The 23,948-nt window shown below is 68.3% G+C and carries 19 protein-coding genes and 2 tRNA genes; 12 read left to right on the top strand and 9 right to left on the bottom strand.

The genetic code is table 11. From position 1 onward, the window contains the following. Nucleotides 1-135: 135 nt before the first annotated feature. The 6 genes from rsmG to rpmH all read right to left on the bottom strand — a co-directional run bounded on the left by rsmG (nucleotide 136) and on the right by rpmH (nucleotide 3,760). Nucleotides 136-852, bottom strand: coding sequence for a 16S rRNA (guanine(527)-N(7))-methyltransferase RsmG (rsmG, locus tag FPZ41_RS22745; protein WP_131561813.1), 717 nt, complete (start codon nucleotides 850-852; stop codon nucleotides 136-138). A 161-nt stretch (nucleotides 853-1,013) separates the two neighbouring features. Beyond that, the gene (locus tag FPZ41_RS22740; protein WP_322620581.1) at nucleotides 1,014-1,526 is read right to left on the bottom strand and encodes a Jag family protein; all 513 of its coding nucleotides are present in this window, start codon (nucleotides 1,524-1,526) and stop codon (nucleotides 1,014-1,016) included. A gap of 15 nt (nucleotides 1,527-1,541) precedes the next feature. Next, a complete protein-coding gene (yidC, locus tag FPZ41_RS22735; protein ID WP_322620580.1) occupies nucleotides 1,542-2,864 on the bottom strand; it encodes a membrane protein insertase YidC in 1,323 nt (440 codons plus the stop codon). A gap of 3 nt (nucleotides 2,865-2,867) precedes the next feature. After that, the gene (yidD, locus tag FPZ41_RS22730) at nucleotides 2,868-3,233 is read right to left on the bottom strand and encodes a membrane protein insertion efficiency factor YidD (RefSeq protein WP_131561818.1); all 366 of its coding nucleotides are present in this window, start codon (nucleotides 3,231-3,233) and stop codon (nucleotides 2,868-2,870) included. Beyond that, on the bottom strand, nucleotides 3,230-3,601 hold the full coding sequence (gene rnpA, locus FPZ41_RS22725) for a ribonuclease P protein component (protein ID WP_322620579.1): 372 nt from the start codon (nucleotides 3,599-3,601) through the stop codon (nucleotides 3,230-3,232). The genes yidD and rnpA overlap by 4 nt, the downstream gene beginning before the upstream one ends. 21 nt (nucleotides 3,602-3,622) lie before the next feature. Continuing rightward, nucleotides 3,623-3,760: a 50S ribosomal protein L34 gene (gene rpmH / locus FPZ41_RS22720; RefSeq protein WP_003956500.1), complete on the bottom strand. Its 138-nt coding sequence runs from the start codon at nucleotides 3,758-3,760 to the stop codon at nucleotides 3,623-3,625. A 416-nt stretch (nucleotides 3,761-4,176) separates the two neighbouring features. Between rpmH and dnaA the strand changes: the two genes are divergently transcribed. The 9 genes from dnaA (at nucleotide 4,177) to FPZ41_RS22670 (ending at nucleotide 17,408) form a co-directional block, all read left to right on the top strand. Then, nucleotides 4,177-6,141, top strand: a complete 1,965-nt coding sequence (gene dnaA, locus FPZ41_RS22715) for a chromosomal replication initiator protein DnaA (protein ID WP_322620578.1) — start codon at nucleotides 4,177-4,179, stop codon at nucleotides 6,139-6,141. A gap of 992 nt (nucleotides 6,142-7,133) precedes the next feature. Beyond that, nucleotides 7,134-8,264, top strand: a complete 1,131-nt coding sequence (dnaN, locus tag FPZ41_RS22705) for a DNA polymerase III subunit beta (RefSeq protein ID WP_322620577.1) — start codon at nucleotides 7,134-7,136, stop codon at nucleotides 8,262-8,264. A 198-nt stretch (nucleotides 8,265-8,462) separates the two neighbouring features. Beyond that, entirely contained in the window at nucleotides 8,463-9,338 is an 876-nt protein-coding gene (gnd, locus tag FPZ41_RS22700) for a phosphogluconate dehydrogenase (NAD(+)-dependent, decarboxylating) (RefSeq protein WP_152865365.1), read from the top strand. Nucleotides 9,339-9,506: 168 nt separating this feature from the next. Continuing rightward, complete coding sequence (gene recF / locus FPZ41_RS22695) at nucleotides 9,507-10,631, top strand: DNA replication/repair protein RecF (protein ID WP_152865363.1); 1,125 nt, start codon at nucleotides 9,507-9,509, stop codon at nucleotides 10,629-10,631. After that, nucleotides 10,628-11,185 (top strand): DUF721 domain-containing protein, encoded by a 558-nt coding sequence (locus FPZ41_RS22690; protein ID WP_152865361.1) that lies wholly within the window; start codon nucleotides 10,628-10,630, stop codon nucleotides 11,183-11,185. The genes recF and FPZ41_RS22690 overlap by 4 nt, the downstream gene beginning before the upstream one ends. Nucleotides 11,186-11,609: 424 nt before the next feature. After that, a complete protein-coding gene (gene gyrB, locus FPZ41_RS22685) occupies nucleotides 11,610-13,673 on the top strand; it encodes a DNA topoisomerase (ATP-hydrolyzing) subunit B (RefSeq protein ID WP_131561831.1) in 2,064 nt (687 codons plus the stop codon). 42 nt (nucleotides 13,674-13,715) lie between these two features. Beyond that, the gene (gene gyrA, locus FPZ41_RS22680) at nucleotides 13,716-16,316 is read left to right on the top strand and encodes a DNA gyrase subunit A (protein WP_152865359.1); all 2,601 of its coding nucleotides are present in this window, start codon (nucleotides 13,716-13,718) and stop codon (nucleotides 16,314-16,316) included. Nucleotides 16,317-16,334: 18 nt separating this feature from the next. Beyond that, on the top strand, nucleotides 16,335-17,171 hold the full coding sequence (locus FPZ41_RS22675) for a DUF3566 domain-containing protein (RefSeq protein ID WP_322620576.1): 837 nt from the start codon (nucleotides 16,335-16,337) through the stop codon (nucleotides 17,169-17,171). Nucleotides 17,172-17,331: 160 nt separating this feature from the next. Continuing rightward, nucleotides 17,332-17,408, top strand: a tRNA-Ile gene (locus FPZ41_RS22670). Between the two features lie 633 nt (nucleotides 17,409-18,041). Here the strand turns inward: FPZ41_RS22670 and FPZ41_RS22665 are convergent. Continuing rightward, nucleotides 18,042-18,374, bottom strand: a complete 333-nt coding sequence (locus FPZ41_RS22665) for a DUF6344 domain-containing protein (RefSeq protein WP_152865358.1) — start codon at nucleotides 18,372-18,374, stop codon at nucleotides 18,042-18,044. Between the two features lie 337 nt (nucleotides 18,375-18,711). On the opposite strand from FPZ41_RS22665, the gene FPZ41_RS48560 reads away from it, so the two are divergent. Together FPZ41_RS48560 and FPZ41_RS22655 are read left to right on the top strand one after the other, a co-directional pair. Continuing rightward, nucleotides 18,712-18,840: a DLW-39 family protein gene (locus tag FPZ41_RS48560; RefSeq protein ID WP_003999697.1), complete on the top strand. Its 129-nt coding sequence runs from the start codon at nucleotides 18,712-18,714 to the stop codon at nucleotides 18,838-18,840. A 308-nt stretch (nucleotides 18,841-19,148) separates the two neighbouring features. Next, the gene (locus FPZ41_RS22655; protein ID WP_322620587.1) at nucleotides 19,149-20,609 is read left to right on the top strand and encodes a hypothetical protein; all 1,461 of its coding nucleotides are present in this window, start codon (nucleotides 19,149-19,151) and stop codon (nucleotides 20,607-20,609) included. A 200-nt stretch (nucleotides 20,610-20,809) separates the two neighbouring features. On the opposite strand, the gene FPZ41_RS22650 is transcribed toward FPZ41_RS22655, so the two are convergent. Together FPZ41_RS22650 and FPZ41_RS22645 are read right to left on the bottom strand one after the other, a co-directional pair. Beyond that, nucleotides 20,810-22,678: a protein kinase domain-containing protein gene (locus FPZ41_RS22650; protein ID WP_152865354.1), complete on the bottom strand. Its 1,869-nt coding sequence runs from the start codon at nucleotides 22,676-22,678 to the stop codon at nucleotides 20,810-20,812. Between the two features lie 317 nt (nucleotides 22,679-22,995). Beyond that, nucleotides 22,996-23,544 (bottom strand): helix-turn-helix domain-containing protein, encoded by a 549-nt coding sequence (locus tag FPZ41_RS22645; protein WP_152865352.1) that lies wholly within the window; start codon nucleotides 23,542-23,544, stop codon nucleotides 22,996-22,998. A 182-nt stretch (nucleotides 23,545-23,726) separates the two neighbouring features. On the opposite strand from FPZ41_RS22645, the gene FPZ41_RS22640 reads away from it, so the two are divergent. Next, nucleotides 23,727-23,799: transfer RNA gene (locus FPZ41_RS22640), tRNA-Ala, on the top strand. Nucleotides 23,800-23,948 lie beyond the last annotated feature (149 nt).

Here is a 23,948-nt window from a genome sequence, read left to right as displayed (position 1 = left end):
TCACGTGAAACACGATGCACAGCCGCGGCAACCGAAGTGCCGCGACACTCCGGCATGCGTAGGTTTGGCAGCTTGTGTGGAGTACGTCTCGTCGTCAGGACGGATCAACCACAGGGCCACCTCCCCCAGAGGGACTCAACGGCGCCGTCGGGTCCGCCCTGTCCTGGCCGCCTTGGCACGCTTGGCTGCGAACCGCACACCGCCGGGGCTCTCCCCGACCTCGACGCGCACCACGGTGGACAGTGGATCCACAACCCCCTCACCGACATGGAGGATCGAGGTCTCCACGGCACCCAGCTTGCTCAGGGCAGTGGCCGCGCTCTTCAGCTCCTCCACAGCGGTGTCCCCCTTGAGCGCGAGCATCTCCCCGTACGGGCGCAGCAGGGGAATGCCCCAGGTCGCCAGCCTGTCCAAGGGAGCCACGGCGCGTGCCGTGACGACGTGGACCGCCGGCATCGTCCCCATGACCTCCTCTGCTCGGCCACGTACGACCGTGACGTGGTCGAGGCCGAGGAGCTCGACGACCTCGGTGAGGAAATTGGTGCGCCGCAGCAGAGGTTCGAGCAGCGTGATCTTCAGGTCGTCCCGGACCAGGGCCAGCGGGATGCCTGGCAGCCCCGCCCCCGAGCCGACATCGCACACGGTCACGCCCTCGGGCACGACCTCGGAGAGCACCGCACAGTTCAGCAGGTGCCGCTCCCACAACCGGGGCACCTCACGCGGGCCGATCAGCCCGCGCTGCACACCTGCCTCGGCGAGCAGTTCCGCGTACCGGACCGCGTCCGCGAAGCGTTCGCCGAAAACCGCCCGGGCCTGCTCGGGAGCCGGGGGGAGCTCCGCTGCCTCCGTCACGAGGGACCGTCCTTCCGTACCGCACAGGCGCACTGGGCGCAGATCACCAGGACCATCAGGAACTACCGGCCGCCACGCGCCGCGGCGACCGACAGGAACTATCAAGCTGACAAAGTTCGGCCCCGTCTGTACAACAGACGGGGCCGGAGGAACGTGCCGAATCAGGCGGGAAGCACGACGACGAAGCGCTGCGGCTCCTCGCCCTCGGACTCGCTGCGCAGGCCCGCCGCCTTGACCGCGTCGTGTACGACCTTGCGCTCGAAGGGTGTCATCGGCTTCAGCTTCACCGGCTCGCCGGAGCTCTTGGCCTCGGCCGCGGCCTTGGCACCCAGCTCGGAGAGCTCGGCACGCTTCTTGGCGCGGTAGCCGGCGACATCCAGCATCAGACGGCTGCGGTCCCCGGTCTCCCGGTGCACGGCCAGGCGCGTGAGCTCCTGAAGCGCCTCCAGTACCTCACCGTCCCGGCCGACGAGCTTCTGCAGGTCGCGGCTGCCCGTGTCGCTGACGATCGAGACAGCGGCCCGGTCGGCCTCCACGTCCATGTCGATGTCGCCGTCGAGGTCGGCGATGTCCAGCAGACCCTCAAGGTAGTCCGCCGCGATCTCGCCCTCCTGCTCCAGGCGGGTCAGGGTGTCGCCACCCTCGGTGGCGGCGGAGGTGGTGCCTTCCGTCACGGGATGGACTCCTTCTTACTTCTTGGACGGGGACTTGGGACGCTGCTGGCCCTTGCGCTGGCCGGACTGGGCCTTGCTGCGGGTGCCGGAGCCGGGCTTCGAGGCCGTCTTCTTGACGTTGGCAGCGCCCGCCGGCTTGGCGTCCGGGGCGTCGGACGGCTCGTCGGACGGCTCGTCGGACGGCTCGTCGGACTTGCTCAGCGACGTGGCGGTGGTCTTCGGCTCGGTGCCGCCCACCGGCTTGGCCCCACCGGACTGGCGCTGCGACTTGCTCTGCCGCTTGGGCTGCTGACGCTTCGGTGCGCCGGTGGCCGGCGTACCGTCCTCGGCCGTGGCGACGGACGGGGCCTCGCTCTTGGCCACGGTGCCGTCGACCTGGGCCGCGAGGCCCGCCTTGGTCAGAGCGTTGATGAACTTGCGCTCGAACTCGTTGCGGTCACGGCCCTTGGCGACGATCGCCTTCACGATGGCGCGCTCACCGCGGCTGCGGGTCTTGCCGTGATGCGTGACGTGCTTCTGCAGGCGCTCCAGGTAGGAGGCCTGGGCCTTGGAACCCGGGGTCGGGTTGTTGTGGATCACGTACATCTGCTGGCCCATCGTCCACACGTTGGTGGTCAGCCAGTAGACGAGGACACCGACCGGGAAGTTGATACCGAACACGGCGAACATGATCGGGAAGATGTACATCAGCATCTTCTGCTGCTGCATGAACGGCGTCTTCACCGTGGTGTCGACGTTCTTCGTCATCAGCTGACGCTGTGTGTAGAACTGCGACGCCGACATCAGGACGATCATGATGGCGGTGACGATGCGGACGTTGGTCAGCGAGGCGTCGAGTGCCGCGACCTTGTCCGCGCTGTCGGTGAACTTCGCGGCCAGCGGGGCACCGAAGATATGCGCCTTCTGCGCGCTCTGCAGCAGGCTCTGGTTGATCACGCCGATGGTGTTGTTCGACGCGATGCTGTTGAGCACGTGGTACAGGGCGAAGAAGAACGGCGACTGCGCCAGGATGGGAAGGCACGAGGAGAGGGGGTTGGTGCCCGTCTCCTTGTACAGCTTCATCATCTCTTCGGACTGACGCTGCTTGTCGTTCTTGTAGCGCTCCTGGATCTTCTTCATCTCGGGCTGGAGCGTCTGCATGGCCCGGGTCGCCTTGATCTGCTTCACGAAGAGCGGGATCAGGCAGATTCGGATCAGGATCACCAAGGACACGATGGACAGGCCCCAGGCCCACCCGGTGTCAGGACCGAAGATGGCTCCGTACACGGAGTGGAACTGGACGATGACCCAGGAGACGGGTGTCGTGATGAAGCTGAAGAGACTGGCAATCGTGTCCACTAATCATGCTCCTTGGGCATGGGACGGGCTCTCGGCGGCCGGGCTAGAGGAGAGGTCGGATACCCCGTGCCCCTCAGTGGCCGGTTCGGCGGCGGAGGTCCCGCCCTTGCGTGCACGCCAGGCGTTGCGCAGCATCTCGTGCCATCGCGGGCGCCTGCGCGGCGGGACATGGTCCACACCGCCCAGTGACCACGGATTACACCGGAGGATGCGCCAGGCGGTGAGTGCCGTGCCCTTGATCGCACCATGCCGGTCGATGGCCTGGTAGCCGTAGTGGGAGCACGACGGGTAGTACTTGCAGACCGGCCCGAGCAACGGGCTGATCGTCCACTGGTAGAGCTTGATCAGCGCCAGCAGCGGATACTTCATCGCGCGCCCCCTCCCAGCAGCCGCTGAAGGGCGGCATCCAGGTCTCGGGCCAGCTGTACATGGTCGGCGTCGCCCGCACCGGGCAGCGCTCGTACGACTACCAGGCTACCGGGGGGCAGCAGGGCCACTCGCTCACGCATCAGATGACGAAGTCTGCGCTTGACCTTGTTACGTGTGACCGCGCCTCCGACGGCCTTGCTCACGACGAAACCCGCACGCGTCGGGGGAGCGCTCTCCCCAGGCGCGTGCGGGTCCGTGGCACCGCTTCGAAGGTGGACGACGAGGAGCGGGCGTCCGGCCCGGCGACCTCGTCGTACCGCGGTCGCGAAGTCCTCGCGCCGCCTCAGCCGGTTCTCGGTGGGCAGCACGACGTCATGACCTGACCGGGATCAGGCGGACAGACGGGCGCGACCCTTGCTGCGGCGGGACGCGAGAATCGCGCGGCCGGCACGGGTCCGCATACGCAGCCGGAAGCCGTGGGTCTTCGCGCGACGACGGTTGTTCGGCTGGAAGGTGCGCTTGCTCACTCGGGGGCTCCAGAAAGAAATCGGTGGTTGCGGGTGCCGTCCTGGCTGTCACCGTGCGCCCACGAGTAGCTCGCTCAACGCCCGAGTGCACCGCTTACCGATCACCCAAAGCGATCTGTGCCCATCGGAGGCAGGCGGCAGCAGCCATCGACAACTCGACCTGGTTACGGTACGCGGGGCTGCGCCATCCGGTCAAACCAAGGGTCACGGAGAGACACTGTCCACAGCCTGGGGACAACAACTTGAACCGCACCGGTCGCCCTGACTACCGTGACTGGACTCCGATTCGTCTCCTTCTCCCTGACCCAACGGCTTTGCGCCGACCCGACCGCCGGGACCCCGAAGGTCCCACCCGATTCAAACCCCAACCCGTCCCAGAACCACACGTTCGTGGGACCTGTGAGAGAGCGTGCCCTGTGGCTGACCTGCCTGCCGATCTTGCCGCAGTGTGGCCACGAGTACTGGAGCACCTTCTCGGTGAGGGCCGAGGGCAGGGCGTCGAAGTCAGGGACGAGCACTGGATCAGGCGCTGCCAGCCCCTGGCGCTGGTCGCGGACACCGCGCTGCTCGCGGTCCCGAACGAGTTCGCCAAGGGCGTACTGGAAGGCCGGCTCGCGCCGATCGTCAGCGAGACCCTGAGCCGGGAGTGCGGCCGGCCGATCCGTATCGCGATCACCGTCGACAGCTCGGTCGGCGAACCGCCCGCCCCGGCACCCCCGGCTCCATCCCGTTACGAGGAGCCCGAGCTCCCCTCCGTACCGGCGCAGAACCGCGACGGCTACGACACCCAGATCCCGGACACGTACGACAGCCGGGCCCGGGACCCCTACGAGAACTACGGCCGCCACCGCGCCGACGACCGCGCGCCCGGCCGCCCCGAGCACCTGTCCGACGGCCCCGGTGCCCAGCTGCCGCCCCCGCGCACGGACCAGCTCCCGACCGCCCGCCCCGCCTACCCCGGGGACTACCAGCGCCCCGAGCCCGGCGCCTGGCCGCGCCCGTCCCAGGACGACTACGGCTGGCAGCAGCAGCGACTCGGCTTCCCGGAGCGCGACCCGTACGCATCGCCTTCGCAGGACTACCGCGCGCAGTCGATGGAACGGCCGCCGTACGAACAGCAGCGACCGGAGTACGACGCCCGCGCCGACTACGAGCAGGCCCGCGCGGACTTCGATCCGGGTCGGGGCGACTACAGCCAGCGCCCCGACCGCCGTGAGCTGCCCGATCCTCCGGCGGGCTCGGGCCATGTGCATCGCGGCGGACCGGTCGGCTCGGCGCTGCCCGCGTCCAGTGGCGCCCCGGGCCCCCTGGCAGCCCAGCCCGCCCCCGCGGCGGGTCCGGGCGAGCCCACGGCACGGCTGAACCCGAAGTACCTCTTCGACACGTTCGTCATCGGTGCCTCGAACCGTTTCGCGCACGCCGCCGCGGTCGCGGTCGCCGAGGCGCCGGCCAAGGCGTACAACCCCCTCTTCATCTACGGGGAGTCGGGGCTGGGCAAGACGCACCTGCTGCACGCGATCGGGCACTACGCGCGCAGCCTCTATCCGGGCACGCGCGTGCGGTACGTGAGCTCGGAGGAGTTCACCAACGAGTTCATCAACTCCATCCGCGACGGCAAGGGCGACAGCTTCCGCAAGCGGTACCGAGAGATGGACATCCTGCTCGTCGACGACATCCAGTTCCTGGCGGACAAGGAGTCGACGCAGGAGGAGTTCTTCCACACCTTCAACACGCTCCACAACGCCAACAAGCAGATCGTGCTCTCCTCCGACCGGCCGCCCAAGCAGCTGGTGACCCTGGAGGACCGGCTGCGGAACCGCTTCGAATGGGGCCTGATCACCGACGTCCAGCCGCCCGAACTGGAGACGCGTATCGCGATCCTCCGTAAGAAGGCGGTTCAGGAGCAGCTCAACGCCCCACCGGAGGTGCTGGAGTTCATCGCCTCCCGCATCTCGCGCAACATCCGCGAGCTGGAGGGCGCGCTGATCCGGGTGACGGCGTTCGCGTCGCTCAACCGGCAGCCGGTCGACCTCGGCCTGACCGAGATCGTCCTCAAGGACCTGATCCCGGGCGGCGAGAACGCGGCCCCCGAGATCACCGCGACCGCCATCATGGCCGCGACCGCCGACTACTTCGGTCTGACCGTCGAGGACCTGTGCGGCACCTCGCGCGGCCGCGCCCTGGTGACCGCCCGACAGATCGCCATGTACCTGTGCCGTGAGCTCACCGACCTGTCACTGCCCAAGATCGGCGCGCAGTTCGGCAACCGCGACCACACGACGGTCATGCACGCCGACCGCAAGATCCGCGCGCTGATGGCCGAGCGCCGCTCCATCTACAACCAGGTCACCGAGCTCACGAACCGCATCAAGAACGGCTGACGGCCACCGCCGTACGCCTCTGAGGGCGCCCCGGGACAAGAGGTTCCGAGGGCGCCTTCGTCATGCGGTGAAGCCGCACGGAACGGCGCTCTGAGGGCTTCGCCACCCGTTCTCGAGCGCGTCCACCGCCGTTCCCGGACGATCCACCACGGTTCCCGGACGCACGCGAAGGGGTGCCGGTGATCGTTCCTCGTCCCGCGCCCGACACGCGATGTTCGAATACCTGTGGCGTTACGGCCGCTCTCCACAGATTCGGGGACTTTCTCGCGTCCACACCCTGGGGACTGGGAAGTTATACAGATCATGTCCACAGGCGGCCCCGGTGAAGAGCCATCAGACAAGGTCAGCTGCTTGTGGATTCGTGGACGAACGATCTCCACAGACTGTGGACGACCAGAAGATCCACAGGCTGTGCACGGAGTTGTCCACCGGCAACCCACAGGCTGTGGCTGGTTGTCCCCAGCGAGCCCCTGCTTCTCCACAGCCCTGTCCACTGTTCGGCAACGCAACGCGCCCTCTCACCGCGTCGAGTGAAAGGCGTCACACCAAGGTGCCGGGTTGGGCTGTGGGAAAGGTGGGTAAAGCTGGGGATGCCGCTGGGGAGAAGTGCCCCGAGGCTGTGCACGGGGTGTGCAGAACTTTCTGTTCTCCACAGAGACACCTGGTTGTCCACTGCCCGCACCCACAGGCCCGGTGGACAAAATCTCGGCGCTGAGCTGCGAAAACGCGGTTATCCACGGTTTCCACAGGCCCTACTACTACTCCCAACCAGAGAGAGCAGGGAATTCGCTTCGAAGGGGGTCCTGTGCACAACTCGCTGTCCGGCTCCCGGCTGCCCCTCATCACGACTTGACCCCGAGAGGCACCTACTGTCAGTGGGGTGCGTCAGACTGTTCCCCGGTGTCCTTCCCTTCACAGGGGCCGGGGACACCGAGTCAGACGACGAAGCCAGGCAGGGCGAGAAGCGCCGGCAACAGCAGGAGGCGGCAACAGTGAAGATCCGGGTGGAACGCGACGTACTCGCGGAGGCAGTGGCCTGGGCGGCGCGCAGCCTCCCGGCCCGTCCGCCGGCGCCTGTCCTCGCCGGCCTCCTTCTGAAGGCCGAGGACGGTCAGCTGAGCCTGTCCAGCTTCGACTACGAGGTCTCCGCGCGCGTGTCGGTGGAGACCGAGGTCGAGGAGGAGGGCACCGTCCTCGTCTCCGGCCGCCTCCTCGCGGACATCTGCCGCGCCCTCCCCAACCGCCCGGTGGAGATTTCCACAGACGGTGTACGGGCGACCGTGGTCTGCGGTTCCTCGCGGTTCACCCTCCACACACTGCCTGTGGAGGAGTACCCGGCGCTGCCGCAGATGCCGACCGCCACGGGCACGGTCCCCGGCGAGGTCTTCGCGTCCGCCGCCGCCCAGGTCGCCATCGCCGCCGGCCGCGACGACACGCTGCCCGTGCTCACCGGTGTGCGCATCGAGATCGAGGGCGACACGGTGACGCTGGCGTCCACCGACCGCTACCGCTTCGCGGTCCGCGAGTTCCTGTGGAAGCCGGAGAACCCGGAGGCGTCCGCGGTCGCGCTGGTCCCCGCCAAGACGCTCCTGGACACCGCCAAGGCGCTCACCAGCGGCGACAGTGTGACGCTGGCGCTCTCCGGCTCGGGCGCGGGCGAGGGCCTGATCGGCTTCGAGGGCGCGGGCCGCCGTACGACCACCCGCCTGCTGGAGGGCGACCTCCCGAAGTACCGCACGCTGTTCCCGACGGAGTTCAACAGCGTGGCCGTCATCGAGACCGCCCCCTTCGTCGAGGCCGTCAAGCGTGTGGCCCTCGTCGCCGAGCGGAACACCCCGGTACGGCTCAGCTTCGAGCAGGGCGTGCTGATCCTGGAGGCCGGCTCCAGCGACGACGCACAGGCTGTGGAAAGGGTCGACGCCCAGCTGGAGGGCGACGACATCTCGATCGCCTTCAACCCGACGTTCCTGCTGGACGGCCTGAGCGCGATCGACTCCCCGGTGGCCCAGCTCTCCTTCACGACGTCCACGAAGCCGGCGCTGCTCAGCGGCAAGCCCGCGCTGGACGCCGAGGCGGACGAGGCCTACAAGTACCTGATCATGCCGGTGCGGCTCAGCGGCTGACGGTTGCCCACAGCGCGGGACGGGCCCGGTGGATCGCCGGGCCCCGAGCACGGCCGTAGGGGCACGATCCGGTGAAGCCGCAGGTCGGGCCGTACGTTTGAGCGCGTATGCCCACGGATGTGCGTGAGCGTCCGGGTTTAGGCTCGGACACGGGTACGAAGGTGCCCTCATGCCACGTCGCAACCTAAGGAACAACTGATGGAGCTCGGTCTCGTCGGCCTCGGCAAGATGGGCGGCAACATGCGCGAGCGGATACGCCGCGCTGGCCACACCGTGATCGGATACGACCGCAACCCGGACCTCGCCGATGTCCAGGGCCTCGAAGAGCTTGTGGGCAAACTGCAGGGCCCCCGCGTGGTGTGGGTGATGGTCCCGGCCGGCGCCCCGACCCAGGCGACCATCGACGAACTCGCCGAGCTCCTGGAGCCCGGTGACGTCGTCGTGGACGGCGGCAACTCGCGCTGGACGGACGACGAGAAGCACGCGGAGCAGCTGGCCGCCAAGGGCATCGGCTTCGTCGACTGCGGAGTCTCCGGCGGTGTCTGGGGCCTGCAGAACGGCTACGCGCTGATGTACGGCGGCGACGCCGAGCACGTCGCCAAGGTGCAGCCGGTTTTCGACGCGCTCAAGCCGGAGGGCGCCTTGGGCGCGGTGCACGCGGGCAAGGTGGGCGCCGGGCACTTCGCGAAGATGGTCCACAACGGCATCGAGTACGCGATGATGCAGGCGTACGCCGAGGGCTGGGAACTGCTGGAGAAGGTCGACTCCGTGACGGACGTCCGCGAGGTCTTCCGTTCCTGGCAGGAGGGCACGGTTATCCGTTCCTGGCTGCTGGACCTGGCGGTCAACGCCCTCGACGACGACGAGCACCTGGAGAAGCTGCGCGGCTACGCACAGGATTCCGGCGAGGGCCGATGGACCGTGGAGGCGGCCATCGACCACGCCGTCCCGCTGCCGGCGATCACCGCGTCGCTGTTCGCGCGGTTCGCCTCCCGGCAGGATGACTCTCCACAGATGAAGATGATCGCGGCGCTGCGGAACCAGTTCGGCGGCCACGCGGTCGAGAAGAAGTAGTCCACAGCAAGATGCAGTCCACAGCCTGAGGGTGACACCTCCGTGACACCCTCAGGAGTGGCCCGGTTGTCCACAAGCCGTGGACAACCGGGGGAAAATCGCAGGCCACGGCGGCCCGGCAGCAGGGGACGCCCGAAGCACCACGTTGGGGGAGGTCGGCACCCGACCATGCACGTCACGCACCTGTCGCTGGCCGACTTCCGCTCGTACGCCCGGGTCGAGGTCCCGCTCGACCCGGGCGTCACCGCGTTCGTGGGCCCCAACGGGCAGGGCAAGACGAACCTGGTCGAGGCGATCGGCTACCTCGCGACCCTCGGCAGCCACCGGGTGGCGTCGGACGCGCCCCTGGTCCGTATGGGAGCCGAGCGGGCGGTCATCCGGGCGCAGGTGAGGCAGGGCGAGCGCCAGCAACTCGTCGAGCTGGAGCTGAACCCGGGCCGGGCCAACCGCGCCCGCATCAACAGGTCCTCGCAGGTCAGGCCGCGTGATGTGCTCGGCATCGTACGAACGGTGCTGTTCGCGCCCGAGGACCTCGCCCTGGTCAAGGGCGATCCGGGGGAGCGGCGTCGCTTCCTCGACGAGCTGGTCACCGCCCGCTCGCCGCGCATGGCGGGCGTCCGCTCCGACTACGACCGGGTCCTCAAGCAGCGCAACACCCTCCTCAAGACGGCCGCGCTGGCCCGTCGCCATGGCGGCCGCACCATGGACCTGTCCACGCTCGACGTGTGGGACCAGCACCTCGCCCGCGCGGGCGCCGAGCTGCTCGCGCAGCGCCTCGACCTGGTCGCCACGCTCCAGCCGCTGACCGACAAGGCGTACGAGCAGCTCGCGCCCGGCGGCGGGCCGGTGGCCCTGGAGTACAAGCCCTCCGCGCCCGGCATCGTCGGCCAGGCACGCGAGGAGCTCTACGAGCAGCTGGTGACAGCCCTCACCGAGGCTCGCAAGCAGGAGATCGAGCGGGGCGTCACCCTTGTGGGACCGCATCGGGACGACGTGGTTCTCAAACTCGGTCAGCTGCCCGCGAAGGGGTACGCGTCACACGGCGAGTCCTGGTCGTATGCCCTGTCGCTACGGCTCGCGTCGTACGACCTGCTGCGGGCGGAGGGGAACGAGCCGGTGCTCGTGCTCGACGACGTGTTCGCCGAGCTCGACGCCCGCAGGAGGGAGCGCCTCGCGGAATTCGTGGCCCCTGGGGAGCAGGTTCTGGTGACCGCGGCGGTCGAGGACGACGTACCGGATGTACTGACGGGGACGCGGTACACCGTGTCGGACGGCACTGTGGAGCGCGCATGAGCACCGACGGATCCGCACCGAAAGCCTCCGGACCAGTGCCGCGGAAGGCCCCTGAGCCGTCCGGCGTGGACCTGGCGCGCGTGGCGCTGCGGGCTGCGAAAGAGGCGGCACGCGCGCGTGGGGATGCCGCTCAGCAGAAGAGGCAGGCTCGGCGCGGTGGCGGGCTGCGCTCCGGAGCGCGCGCCGACGGCCGCGACCCGATGGCGCTCGGCTCCGCCATCAACCGTCTGATCACCGAGCGCGGCTGGGAGACGCCGGCCGCCGTCGGCGGTGTCATGGGCCGCTGGCCCGAGCTCGTCGGCGAGGACGTGGCCAAGCACTGCGTCCCGGAGAAGTACGACGAGGACGAGCGGGTCCTGACCGTGCGCTGCGACTCCACGGCCTGGGCGACGAACCTGCGTCTGCTGGCTCCCCAGATCGTCGCGCGCCTCAACGAGGACCTCGGCCACGGCAGGGTGCGGCGGCTCCTGGTGCACGGTCCCTCGGGCCCTGCCCGGCGTTTCGGCCCGCTGCGCGCGCCCGGGAGCACGGGTCCCGGGGACACCTACGGCTGAGCCTCGCTGAGAAGCGCGGCCATGCAGTGACCGGATTCACACGGACGAATCCGTCACGGGATGGTTGGGGTCGATTTGATAGCTCTTCGACCGTCTGTTCGTGCCGGTTCTCGTGATCGCACGCGGTTGCGAGCGCCGCCCCCGTAAGGGAGTAGCGATGGGTTGACGCCCGGAAGCGCTGAGTGCCTCTGTGAGCCTCTTGGAGCCCCGTTCCGCATATGGGGAGTCGGCCGAGACCGGTTCAGGGCGGCACATGCGGACTCAGGTACCGGCAAACCCCCATCACTGTCAGCGCTACCGGTAGACTGGAGCCCAATCCCGCCCCACTTGTGGGGACCGCTTCGGAAACACCGTGCAACGCTGACAAAGGCTTCCACCGCAACATGCGGCAGTCATCCCGGCGAACCCGTCGGGAGCCTGGCTTGTGCTGTGCCAGAAAGGGCGCTTCGTGGCCGATTCCGGCAACCCCAACGAGAACATCCCGTCCACCGACGCCGGCGAGAACAGCGAGGGCAACGCCTCGTACGACGCCAGCGCCATCACCGTCCTCGAAGGGCTGGACGCGGTCCGCAAGCGGCCCGGCATGTACATCGGCTCGACCGGTGAGCGCGGACTCCACCACCTCGTGTACGAGGTCGTCGACAACTCCGTCGACGAGGCGCTGGCCGGCCACGCGGACACGATCGACGTCACGATCCTCGCCGACGGCGGTGTACGGGTCGTCGACAACGGCCGTGGCATCCCGGTGGGCATCGTGCCGTCCGAGGGCAAGCCGGCCGTCGAGGTCGTGCTGACCGTGCTGCACGCGGGGGGCAAGTTCGGCGGCGGCGGCTACGCGGTCTCCGGCGGTCTGCACGGCGTCGGCGTCTCCGTGGTGAACGCCCTGTCGACGAAGGTCGCCGTCGAGGTCAAGACCGACGGCTACCGCTGGACGCAGGACTACAAGCTGGGTGTCCCGACCGCCCCGCTCGCCCAGCACGAGGCCATGGAGGAGCACGGCACCTCGGTCACCTTCTGGGCCGACGGCGACATCTTCGAGACCACCGACTACTCCTTCGAGACGCTCTCCCGGCGCTTCCAGGAGATGGCGTTCCTCAACAAGGGTTTGACGATCAAACTCACTGATGAGCGCGAGTCGGCCAAGGCCACCGCCGGGGCGGACGAGGCGGGCGCCGACGAGAAGGACGAGGCCAAGACGGTCACATACCACTACGAGGGTGGCATCGTTGACTTCGTCAAGTACCTCAACTCCCGTAAGGGAGACGTGGTGCACCCCTCCGTCATCTCGATCGACTCCGAGGACAAGGAGAAGCTCCTTTCCGTCGAGGTCGCGATGCAGTGGAACAACGGCTACAGCGAGGGCGTGTACTCCTTCGCCAACACCATCCACACGCACGAGGGCGGTACGCACGAGGAGGGCTTCCGGGCCGCGCTGACGGGTCTGATCAACCGCTACGCGCGCGACAAGAAGCTGCTGCGCGAGAAGGACGACAACCTCACGGGTGACGACATCCGCGAGGGTCTGACCGCGATCATCTCGGTCAAGCTCGGCGAGCCGCAGTTCGAGGGCCAGACCAAGACCAAGCTGGGCAACACGGAGGCGAAGACCTTCGTGCAGAAGGTCGTGCACGAGCACCTCACGGACTGGCTGGACCGCAATCCGAACGAGGCCGCGGACATCATCCGCAAGTCCATCCAGGCGGCCACCGCGCGCGTGGCGGCCCGAAAGGCGCGCGACCTGACCCGCCGCAAGGGTCTGCTGGAGACGGCCTCCCTCCCGGGCAAGCTGAGCGACTGCCAGTCGAACGACCCCACCAAGTGCGAGATCTTCATCGTCGAGGGTGACTCCGCCGGCGGCTCGGCCAAGTCCGGCCGCAACCCGGAGTACCAGGCGATCCTCCCGATCCGGGGCAAGATCCTCAACGTCGAGAAGGCGCGGATCGACAAGATCCTGCAGAACCAGGAGATCCAGGCGCTGATCTCCGCCTTCGGCACCGGGGTTCACGAGGACTTCGACATCGAGAAGCTGCGCTACCACAAGATCATCCTGATGGCCGACGCCGATGTCGACGGCCAGCACATCAACACCCTGCTGCTGACCTTCCTGTTCCGCTTCATGCGGCCGCTGGTCGAGGCCGGGCACGTGTTCCTGTCGCGTCCCCCGCTCTACAAGATCAAGTGGGGCCGCGACGACTTCGAGTACGCGTACTCGGACCGCGAGCGCGACGCACTGATCGAGCTGGGTCGCCAGAACGGCAAGCGCATCAAGGACGACTCGGTCCAGCGCTTCAAGGGCCTCGGCGAGATGAACGCCGAGGAGCTGCGCGTGACGACCATGGACGTCGACCACCGTGTCCTCGGCCAGGTCACGCTCGACGACGCCGCCCAGGCCGACGAACTGTTCTCCGTCCTGATGGGCGAGGACGTCGAGGCCAGGCGCCAGTTCATCCAGCGCAACGCCAAGGACGTCCGCTTCCTCGACATCTGAGTCGGTCTCCGCTGACCGCACCAGGAAGGATCTTCACCAGCAATGGCCGACGAGAACACTCCAGTCACGCCTGAGTCTTCCGAGGGCGAGACCATCCTTCGTATCGAGCCCGTCGGGCTCGAAACGGAGATGCAGCGCTCGTACCTCGACTACGCGATGTCCGTCATCGTCTCGCGCGCGCTGCCGGACGTACGGGACGGCCTCAAGCCCGTCCACCGCCGCGTCCTGTACGCCATGTACGACGGCGGCTACCGGCCCGAGAAGGGCTTCTACAAGTGCGCCCGCGTCGTCGGCGACGTCATGGGCAACTACCACCCGCACGGCGACTCCTCGATCTACGACGCGCTGGTCCGCCTCGCGCAGCCGTGGTCGATGCGCATGCCGCTGGTGGACTCGAACGGCAACTTCGGCTCTCCGGGCAACGACCCGGCGGCGGCCATGCGCTACACCGAGTGCAAGATGGCGCCGCTGTCGATGGAGATGGTCCGTGACATCGACGAGGACACCGTCGACTTCACGGACAACTACGACGGCCGCTCGCAGGAGCCGACGGTCCTGCCGGCCCGGTTCCCGAACCTGCTGATCAACGGCTCGGCCGGTATCGCGGTCGGCATGGCGACCAACATCCCGCCGCACAACCTCCGCGAGGTCGCGGCCGGCGCCCAGTGGTGCCTGGAGAACCCGGAGGCCTCCCACGAGGAGCTCCTGGACGCCCTGATCGAGCGCATCAAGGGCCCCGACTTCCCGACCGGCGCCCTGGTGGTGGGCCGCAAGGGCATCGAGGAGGCCTACCGGACCGGCCGCGGCTCGATCACCATGCGCGCGGTCGTCGAGGTCGAGGAGATCCAGAACCGCCAGTGCCTGGTGGTCACGGAGCTGCCGTACCAGGTCAACCCGGACAACCTCGCGCAGAAGATCGCCGATCTCGTGAAGGACGGCAAGATCGGCGGCATCGCGGACGTCCGCGACGAGACGTCGTCCCGGACGGGCCAGCGCCTGGTCATCGTGCTGAAGCGCGACGCGGTCGCCAAGGTCGTCCTGAACAACCTGTACAAGCACACCGACCTCCAGACGAACTTCGGCGCCAACATGCTGGCGCTGGTCGACGGCGTGCCGCGCACCCTGTCGCTCGACGCGTTCATCCGTCACTGGGTGACGCACCAGATCGAGGTCATCGTCCGCCGTACGCGCTTCAGGCTGCGCAAGGCCGAGGAGCGGGCGCACATCCTGCGCGGTCTGCTGAAGGCACTGGACGCCATCGACGAGGTCATCGCGCTGATCCGGCGCAGTGACACCGTCGAGATCGCGCGCGGGGGCCTGATGAGCCTCCTGGAGATCGACGAGATCCAGGCCAACGCCATCCTTGAGATGCAGCTGCGCCGTCTGGCCGCCCTGGAGCGCCAGAAGATCGTCCAGGAGCACGACGAACTCCAGGCGAAGATCCGCGAGTACAACGCGATCCTGGCCTCTCCGGTCCGCCAGCGCGGCATCGTCAGCGAGGAGCTGGCCGCGATCGTCGAGAAGTACGGCGACGACCGCAAGACCATGCTCGTCCCCTACGACGGTGACATGTCCATCGAGGACCTGATCGCCGAGGAGGACATCGTCGTCACGGTCTCGCGCGGCGGCTACGTCAAGCGCACCAAGACCGACGACTACCGCGCCCAGAAGCGCGGCGGCAAGGGCGTCCGCGGCACGAAGCTCAAGGAAGACGACATCGTCGACCACTTCTTCGTGTCCACCACACACCACTGGCTGCTGTTCTTCACCAACAAGGGCCGCGTGTACCGGGCCAAGGCGTACGAGCTGCCGGACGCCGGCCGGGACGCGCGCGGCCAGCACGTCGCGAACCTCCTCGCCTTCCAGCCGGACGAGGCGATCGCAGAGATCCTCGCCATCCGCGACTACGAGGCGACGCCGTATCTGGTGCTCGCCACGAAGGGCGGTCTGGTCAAGAAGACGCCTCTGAAGGATTACGATTCGCCGCGCTCGGGCGGTGTGATCGCGATTAACCTCCGTGAAAAGGAGGACGGTTCCGATGACGAACTGATCGGAGCCGAGCTCGTTTCGGCCGAGGACGACATCCTTCTGATCAGCAAGAAGGCACAGTCGATCCGGTTCACGGCCACCGACGAAGCGCTGCGGCCCATGGGCCGTGCCACCTCGGGTGTCAAGGGCATGAGTTTCCGTGAGGGCGACGAGCTGCTCTCGATGAATGTTGTCCGACCCGGTACGTTCGTGTTCACTGCCACCGACGGCGGGTACGCGAAGCGGACCCCCGTCGACGAGTACCGCGTCCAGGGGCGCGGCGGCCTCGGTATCAAGGCCGCCAAGATCGTGGAGGACCGCGGTTCTCTCGTCGGTGCGCTGGTGGTCGAGGAGACCGACGAGATCCTCGCCATCACGCTTGGCGGCGGTGTGATTCGTACGCGAGTCAACGAGGTCAGGGAAACCGGCCGTGACACCATGGGCGTCCAACTGATCAACCTGGGCAAGCGTGATGCCGTCGTCGGTATCGCACGTAACGCCGAGGCGGGACGCGAGGCCGAAGAGGTCGACGGCGAAGGCGCCGTGGGCGAGCCGGAGGCCGAGGGTGCCGCGACCACTGACACGGGCGAGGGCGAGCTGTCCTCGGCTGAGTAGCGCGAGGAGTGAGTCATCGTGAGCGGAGCCACGGGCCCCGGATCGACCGGTACCGGTACCCCCGGTACCGAAACGGACGGCGGCCGTGGCTCCGCCGAGGGTGCGATGGATTCGCACACGACCCAGCTGAAGGCGATCAAGCCGAGCGCGACGGACTCGCGCTCGCCCGACGCTCATGGATCCCAGGGGGGAACTGTGACGGACACCCGAGGCGCACAGAACCAGCAGTACGAGGCTGCTGGTGCGGGCCCGGCGGTTCCTGGTGCCCAGCCACAGCCGCAAACGCAGGTCCAGTCAGTGCCGCAGCCGGCCGGCATGCCGTCGAACCCCGGCCCGTCCGCCGCTGTGCCGTCGGCCTCGCCGCTCCCGGGGGAGCGGCAGCCGCAGCAGGCGGCAGCCCCCTACCACCCGCCGCAGGCCTACCCGGCGGAGGCTCCCAACGGTGCCGTACGCCGCCCGCGTACGGGTGCGCGCACCATGCCCCGCACCCGTAAGGCGCGTCTGCGGGTGGCCAAGGCCGACCCGTGGTCCGTGATGAAGGTCAGCTTCCTGCTCTCCATCGCGCTCGGCGTCTGCACGATCGTCGCGTCGGCGGTGCTGTGGATGGTCATGGACGCGATGGGCGTCTTCTCGACGGTGGGCGGCACCATCTCCGAGGCGACGGGCTCGAACGAGTCGAACGGCTTCGATCTGCAGGCGTTCCTGTCCCTGCCGAACGTTCTGATCTTCACGTCGGTGATCGCCGTTATCGATGTCGTCCTCGCGACGGCACTCGCGACGCTCGGCGCGTTCATCTACAACCTCTCCGCGGGCTTCGTGGGCGGCGTGGAGCTGACGCTGGCCGAGGACGAGTGACGAGTAACCGCACGGGACGCTGCCGCGGGGGGTGTTGCCCGATGACTCCATCGGGCGCCTTCCTCCCCGGTCGGCCCTCCCCGGGTATCGATTTTGGGACTGCCCTGGTCGTGCGCTAATCTTCAGGAGTCAGCGCGCGGGACACACCGCAGAGCGCGGCGGGGCTATAGCTCAGTTGGTTAGAGCGCATCCCTGATAAGGATGAGGCCACAGGTTCAAATCCTGTTAGCCCCACCAGTGACAAGACCCCCAACCAGTCATGGTTGGGGGTCTTTGACGTTTACGGCTGACATCAGCCCCTCGCACAGGCAGGGGGCAGTAGGGGGGGGAGGAGCCGTGCAGCTCACGGTGCACTGGTCGGACCTATGGGTGCCCGTTTCGATGATCATCCTGAGCGTCATCCTCAGCCGCATAACCAGTCGGCGGCGGCACAGGCGGCAGACAGTCGTGAGGCGGGGCCCACGGACTCACTGGGAATGGCTGCCGTTCATGGTCGGGGTGGTCGGAGTGCTCGGAGAGCTCTCGGTCCTTCTTGACGTACCCGATCCCTGGGCCACGATCTCTTTCGTGATTGCCCGTGCGTTCGCCCTCACCACCGTGTTCATGGCCGTCCGGGCAGTGTTCATCGTTTTCATACGCGGCACCCGGCACTTGTTCCGACGCCGAGGAACGGACACCAGTAGCTGACAGCAACCGCAGCAGATGCCGGAGGACCGGGGCGGACTCCAGCGACCACTCCCCAACGCCGCTTGATGTCATCTTCGAGCGCCGGCGGTCCCTCATGACGAAGACCCCCACCAGATCTGGTGGGGGTCTTCGTGTGTGGGCGGTGTACGCAAGTTCGCCCGTTCGCCCGTGGGTCAGGTGGGGCTAGGGAAGAGCCCCTGTAGGGAGGGCGGACATGACGGCGGCTGTGGGGATGGCCGCGAGGAGCCGTGTGGATGCGCGTTGGCGGCAGGCCGGGGCGGCGCCGTGGGCCTCGGCTTGGATGCGCTGCCTCATCGTGGGGGGCAGGAAGCGGCCGCGGGACAGGGCCCGGGTGGACAATGCCGGCGCCTTCACGGCCGGCGTGCTCTTGCAGGCCCGCTCGGTCTGCGGTACGGCCGCCGAGGCCTTGGTCGTGATGAGCCCAAGCGCCTTGCACAGCGCGAGGAAGGCGGTGACGACGGCGGTCCACAGTGACCTGACCTTGTTGCGGGCCATGACCTCTCACTTTCGGGTTGGGCGATTTGCGTACTTTCCTCATGATGTGTATGTGGGTCGAAAAGTGGTGGATCGACGCTCGTGGTGCGTAGCTCTTCGGATGAACACCACCCGGATGGGTGCAGAGAAGTGGCAAAGTTGGTAATGAGTGTGGTTTGCCAGTGAATGTCGCGCTTCGTGCGGCGTGATCGGCCTTTCATCGGAACGGCGACGTCCGGTTCTACTGCTGTGTGCCGGGCCGGAGTTGAGGGCCGATGCAGGTCACCGATCGATATCGATCGGTGTGTATAGTCGGGCGCCAGAGGTCCCCTACGTCAAGGAAAGACGAGGTAGCGCGGTGAAGAAGCTTCTCCTGGTCGCACTGGCCGCCATCGGCGGGCTCCTCGTGTACCGCCAGATCCAGGCGGATCGCGCCGAGCAGGATCTGTGGACGGAGGCGACTGACTCCGTGCCCACGGGTTCGTGAGTGTCTGCAGCTATCGACATCAGTCTCAGAGCAGACCCCGGCCGCCTCGCGGTCGGGGTTTTGTGTTCTCGGCCGTCCTGACCGCCTGGCTTGACTGCTTGTCCTGACCGCCTGGCTTGTTCGCTACTGTGACTTATTTGGTTGCAGAGGCAAAATTGTGGTCTTCGTAGAGGGGCGTTTCGGGTCCGCGTCCGCAGAGTGCGGGTGGCATGTCCTCCGGCGGGGCAGGATGGGCGGCGTCCGGGGCTACGACGAGGGGGTGGCGCGTGATGGGGCGGCGCACGGTCTGGTGGCGAGCGTTGGCAGTTGTGGGAGCGGCCCTGTGTGCGACGGCGGCGCTGCCCGCACAGGCCAGGGCGGCCGGTACGCCCGACCCGTACGCCTTCGCCGAGGACGCCACCAGGGTCGACGGCATGCCGAGCACCACCGGCGCCGTAATGCTCGCTCCCGGGAAGACGTACCGCAGCTCCATCCGTGAGGGCGGCAAGCTTTACTACCGCCTCGAACTCGGCGACGGGGCCAACGCGTACGTCTCCGCCACGGCCGTCCCCCGCCTGGGCAAGGCGGTCGGCTCGGCGGAGGGCGTCAAGGTGACCGTGCAGGACGCCAACGGCCACCGGTGCTCCTCCGAGACGGCGCGCTTCGGGCCCACCGGCAGCCCGCACCCCGTAACTGCCTGGGCGTCGCGCCAGATCGGCCGCGATCCGTACATGTGCCAGGAGGCCGGAACGTACTACGTGCTCGTCGAGCGCGTCGGGACGGTCACCTCCTCCGAGGGAGCACAGGGAACGCTGGGCACACAGGGATCGCAGGGATCGCGGGGCACACAGGGATCTCCGGACGGAGCCTGGGGACTGGAGCTCGGTTATGTAATGGAGCCACTCCCGAAACAGGCCGGTTCCACGAGCGCACCCGAGGTGTGGAACTCCGCGTCGCCCGCGGCCGTCACCGGCGACGCCAAGCGCCGCAGGGGCGGTTCGAGCTTCACGACGGCGAGCGCGGTGGCTCAGGGGGTCTGGGAGGACACGGACGGCATCCGGGCCGGGCAGACGCTCTATTACCGGGTGCCCGTCGACTGGGGACAGCAGTTGTACGCCACGGCCGAGCTGGGCAGTTCCAGCAGCGGCGACGACGGCTATGTGGGCAACGCGCTGGTCATGTCCCTCTACAACCCCGTACGTGGATTCGTGGATGACGCGACGGCCGGCTACGACGGCCGTCAGAGGTCCGCGGACCTGGACCCGCTGCCTCCCGTCCGCTATGACAACCGCTTCGCCCGCGACGACCAGATGAGCGGCATGCGGTTCGCGGGCTGGTACTACCTCGCCGTGCACCTCGGGGCGCCGGTCGCCGACCGGTTCGGCGACGGGCCGTTCGGGCTGACGCTGCGGGTACGAGTGACCGGTTCTGCGGCCGAAGGGCCGGGGTATCTGGGGACCTCCGATCCGGTGGGGGTGTTCGAGGTCACAGCCGAGGACCAGGAGACTGCCGAGAGCGGGTCGGTGGGTGGTGCGACGGGCGCCGGGGGTACCGGAGGCTCCGGGGGCGGCGAGGAATCCGGGACCACGGGGGCCTCGGACGGCGCTCAGGGCATCGGAGACGACGACACCGCGATGAAGCTGGTCGCCGTGACCGGAATCGGTACCGGGAGCCTGCTCGTCCTGGGACTCGGGGTCTGGACGGTCGTGGCGCGGCGGCGGACGGGAGTGGTGGCCGCCGAGCACGGGGTGGCGGTGAGGGGGCCGGGGCACGGGGCGCCACGGAGATAGACGGAAGCGGCGAGCTCGCAGGTCGAGCTCAGGTTGAGCTAACGGGTAGAGCTCGGGTCGAGCTCACAGGTAGAGCTCAGATCGAGCTTGCAGGCGGGCGTGCCGGGCGCCGGGCTGAGGCACCGACGGGCTGAGGTACCGGCTCGGCGAGGAAGGGCAGAGCCGGGTCCAGGGGCGAGCCGGAGGTGGGGCCGCGCTGGTCAGAGCTGAGCCAGGGCCCAGAAACCCACCGCGAAGCAGGCCAGCGCGAGCAGGAGGACCGGCACGGCCACCTTGGCGGGCGGGCCCGGGCGACGTCGCGAGATTCTTCTCGACCGACGTGGAACCTGCGGGGGTTGAGCGGTGTATGAACCAGTAGAGACGTAAGCGTGCTGCTGCACCGCGGTCGTCGGCGCCTGAGAGGGGTTCTCGGGGGACAGGTGACTCAAGGGCGGGTGCGGCTGGGGGGAGAGCACATGCGGGGGTTCGGAATGGTGCGGTGCGTAGAAGGGGGCCTGAGGGTCTTGGGGCGGCAGCGCGGTCGGCGTGGGAGGAGTGGGCGGCTGCTCGGGCTGCTGATGTGGGTGGTGCGGTGCCTGATGCTCCTCGTCACGCGTCGGCGCCTGGGCGGAAGCATCGGTCACCTGGCCCTGCGGCGGCGGGAGATGAAAGCTGCCGGTGTCCGACATCGTGGACGGCTGCACGGGCTCGGGGTCGCGCTCGGGGCGCGGCGGTACGGCGATGGGGCCGGACTCTGGCTGTACGGCACCCGGGGCACTCTCCGCATACTCGGGTCCGACCGGGCGCTCATGGGCTCCGGTGTCCACCGCGTACTCCCACTGCCCACCGTCTGAGCCGATCGGAGACGGTGCGTTCCGGGGCATGGGCGGTGGTGTGGACGGACGCCGGGGTATGGAGCCCGGCGAGGGAGACGGCGGCGCGGCTCCCATGCCATTGCCCGACGTCAGCGGCGGTGGCTCGGGCGGCGGCATCGGCGTGACATCCGAGCCGGCCGACGGTATGCCACCGGGGCCCGACCGCGGAGGTGGCGCGTCAGCGCCTCTGCCCGGCTCGGGAGTTGGCGAGAACGGGTTACTGCTGCCGGACCCGGCCGCGGGCCAGGAAGGCGTACCGGTGCCACTGTTCGTGTTCGAGCCCGCACCCGTGCTCGTACCCGGGCGGACGCCCGTGTCCAGCCCCGAGGCCCTCCTCAGGGGGCCGTTCGGTCCGAACCCCGTGGGAAGTGGACCGAGCTGGTCGAAGACCTCCACCAGCTCGTCGTCGGGGCCGGGCTCGGGAAGGAGTTCGGCGGCGGAGACGAGAGCCTTGCGGGCACCCGTGGCCGAGCGGAAGCGGGCGTTCGGGTCGGGCTGCAGAAGCGTGGCCACGACCTGCCAGAGAGGCTCCGGAACACCCTTCGGAGGCCCGGGCGTGCCCCTGTCGGCGAAGTACTCGATGAGTGCCTTGGCGTCCGGTTTGGCGCCCTCAAGGAGGTAAAGGGCCACCAGGCCCACGGCGAACAGGTCGGCGGGGAAGTCGGGCTCAGCGCCCAGCATCTGCTCGGGCGCGAAGTAACCGGGTGTCCCCACCACGTAGTCGGTCTCGGTCAGCCGGGGTTCGCCCAGGCGCATCGCGATGCCGAAGTCGGAGAGGCGGAGGTGCGGCCGGGCTGTGCCGGTGGCCTCCAGCAGAACGTTGGCGGGCTTGATGTCGCGGTGCACGACGTCCTCCGCGTGCACCGCGGCGAGCCCGGAGAGGAGCTGATCGAGGAGGGCGCAGACGAAGGCGGGCGGCAGTGGGCCGTAGTCGTTGACGAGGTTGACCAGTGAGCCTCCGGTGACCAGTTCCATGGTGAACAGAACCTGGTCGTCGTCGGCGGCCCAGCTGGTGGGCGCGAGCACATGGGGGTGATCGATCCGCAGGGCCTGTTCCCGTACGAAGCGCAGCAGGGAGTGTGCGTCGCGCTGCTGCAGAACCTTGGCCGCCACATAGCGGCGCCGGCGGTGGTCCCAGGCGCGCCACACGGCGCCGACCCCTCCGCGCCCGATCGGGTCGACCAGTTCGTACCGGCCGGCGAAGACCTCACCCATGGTTGTGCGTCGCTCCCCCTTCGGCTCCCCCCTCGGCTGGTTCCCAGGCGAGCGCTTTGGCTCCCTTCGGCCCGCTCGGGTGTTCGCGCATATTCGGCTTCCCTGCCGTGACGCGCATATTCGGCCTCCCGGATTCCGGGCCGCACGGGAACCCGCTGTCAGCTCCTTGCTACCTCTACCTGCTTCCGCTCACTGCTGCTTGCTCCAGTGCCGGTTCCCGTGCTCCGGCGACGTTGTCCACTGCTTCCGCCCTCGACTTTCCCGCCGGTCGTACTCCCGGTCGCCGAACCCTCCCCGGCGGCGACCGGGACTTGGGCTCAGTTCTGGTGGGTCTGATAGTGGGTGACCGCGTCGGAGGTGCGGCCGGCGCCGTACACCCGGAGGAACTCTGCCAGTTCCGGGTGGGTCGGGGCGAGGGTGTCCGCCGCCTCGATGATGTCTCCCGCGGCCGCCACCGAGCGCAGCAGCGACTGGATCTCGCGGACCACCCGCTTGACCGTGGGCGCCCCCGAACTCGTCGTCGACTGCGTGGTGTTATTGAGCACGGAGCCCCCCTGCGACTTCTTGATCTCGTCCATGCGCTCGGTCGCCTCGGCGGCGCTCACGCTGCCGTCAGCGACCTGCCCCGCAAGGTCCTGCAGCAACTGAACGCGCTGGACCACCGCAGGGTTGCCGATCTTGGCGCGCTGACCGCTCATCAGCTGCGACAGCATCGGCGCGGACAGCCCCAGAACCCCCGCCAGACGAGCCTGGTTGAGCCCCAGGTCGTCGATGAGCCTACGGAAGAGCGCCCCCAACGGCTCTCCGTACCAGTTCCGCTGCAGCTCCCGGGCTCTTGCGGTCGCTTCCTGTTGTGCGGCGTCCATTGCGTCTCCCCATCGCTTCCCCAAATACCGCGGTTCGCTCCAGCGAACCACGACGTGCATCTTACGGAGAGTGGTCGTTCACGGGGACCCCCAATCTTTTTGCGAGATCCCGGGGGTGACCCGGTACTCTGGTCTGCGGCGCCTCCCGGTGGCGAAATCCTCCGGGTGGATGCTGCCCTTCCGGGGCCTTAGCTCAGTTGGTAGAGCGCTGTCTTTGCATGGCAGATGTCAGGGGTTCGACTCCCCTAGGCTCCACACCACATGACCGGCCTGGTCGTCATCGGACGACCAGGCCGGTTTTTCTTGCGTCGGCCCCGCATCGGGCGGATGCCCGGGCTTCCGCGGTCCTGCGGCCGGCCCGTCGTGAACGCGAGCTGCGTCGGCGGAGGGGAGCGGAGGGGAGG

Source organism: Streptomyces acidicola (assembly GCF_009377235.1).
Lineage (GTDB): Bacteria > Actinomycetota > Actinomycetes > Streptomycetales > Streptomycetaceae > Streptomyces > Streptomyces acidicola.
This window is presented reverse-complemented; position numbering and strand designations above follow the sequence as displayed.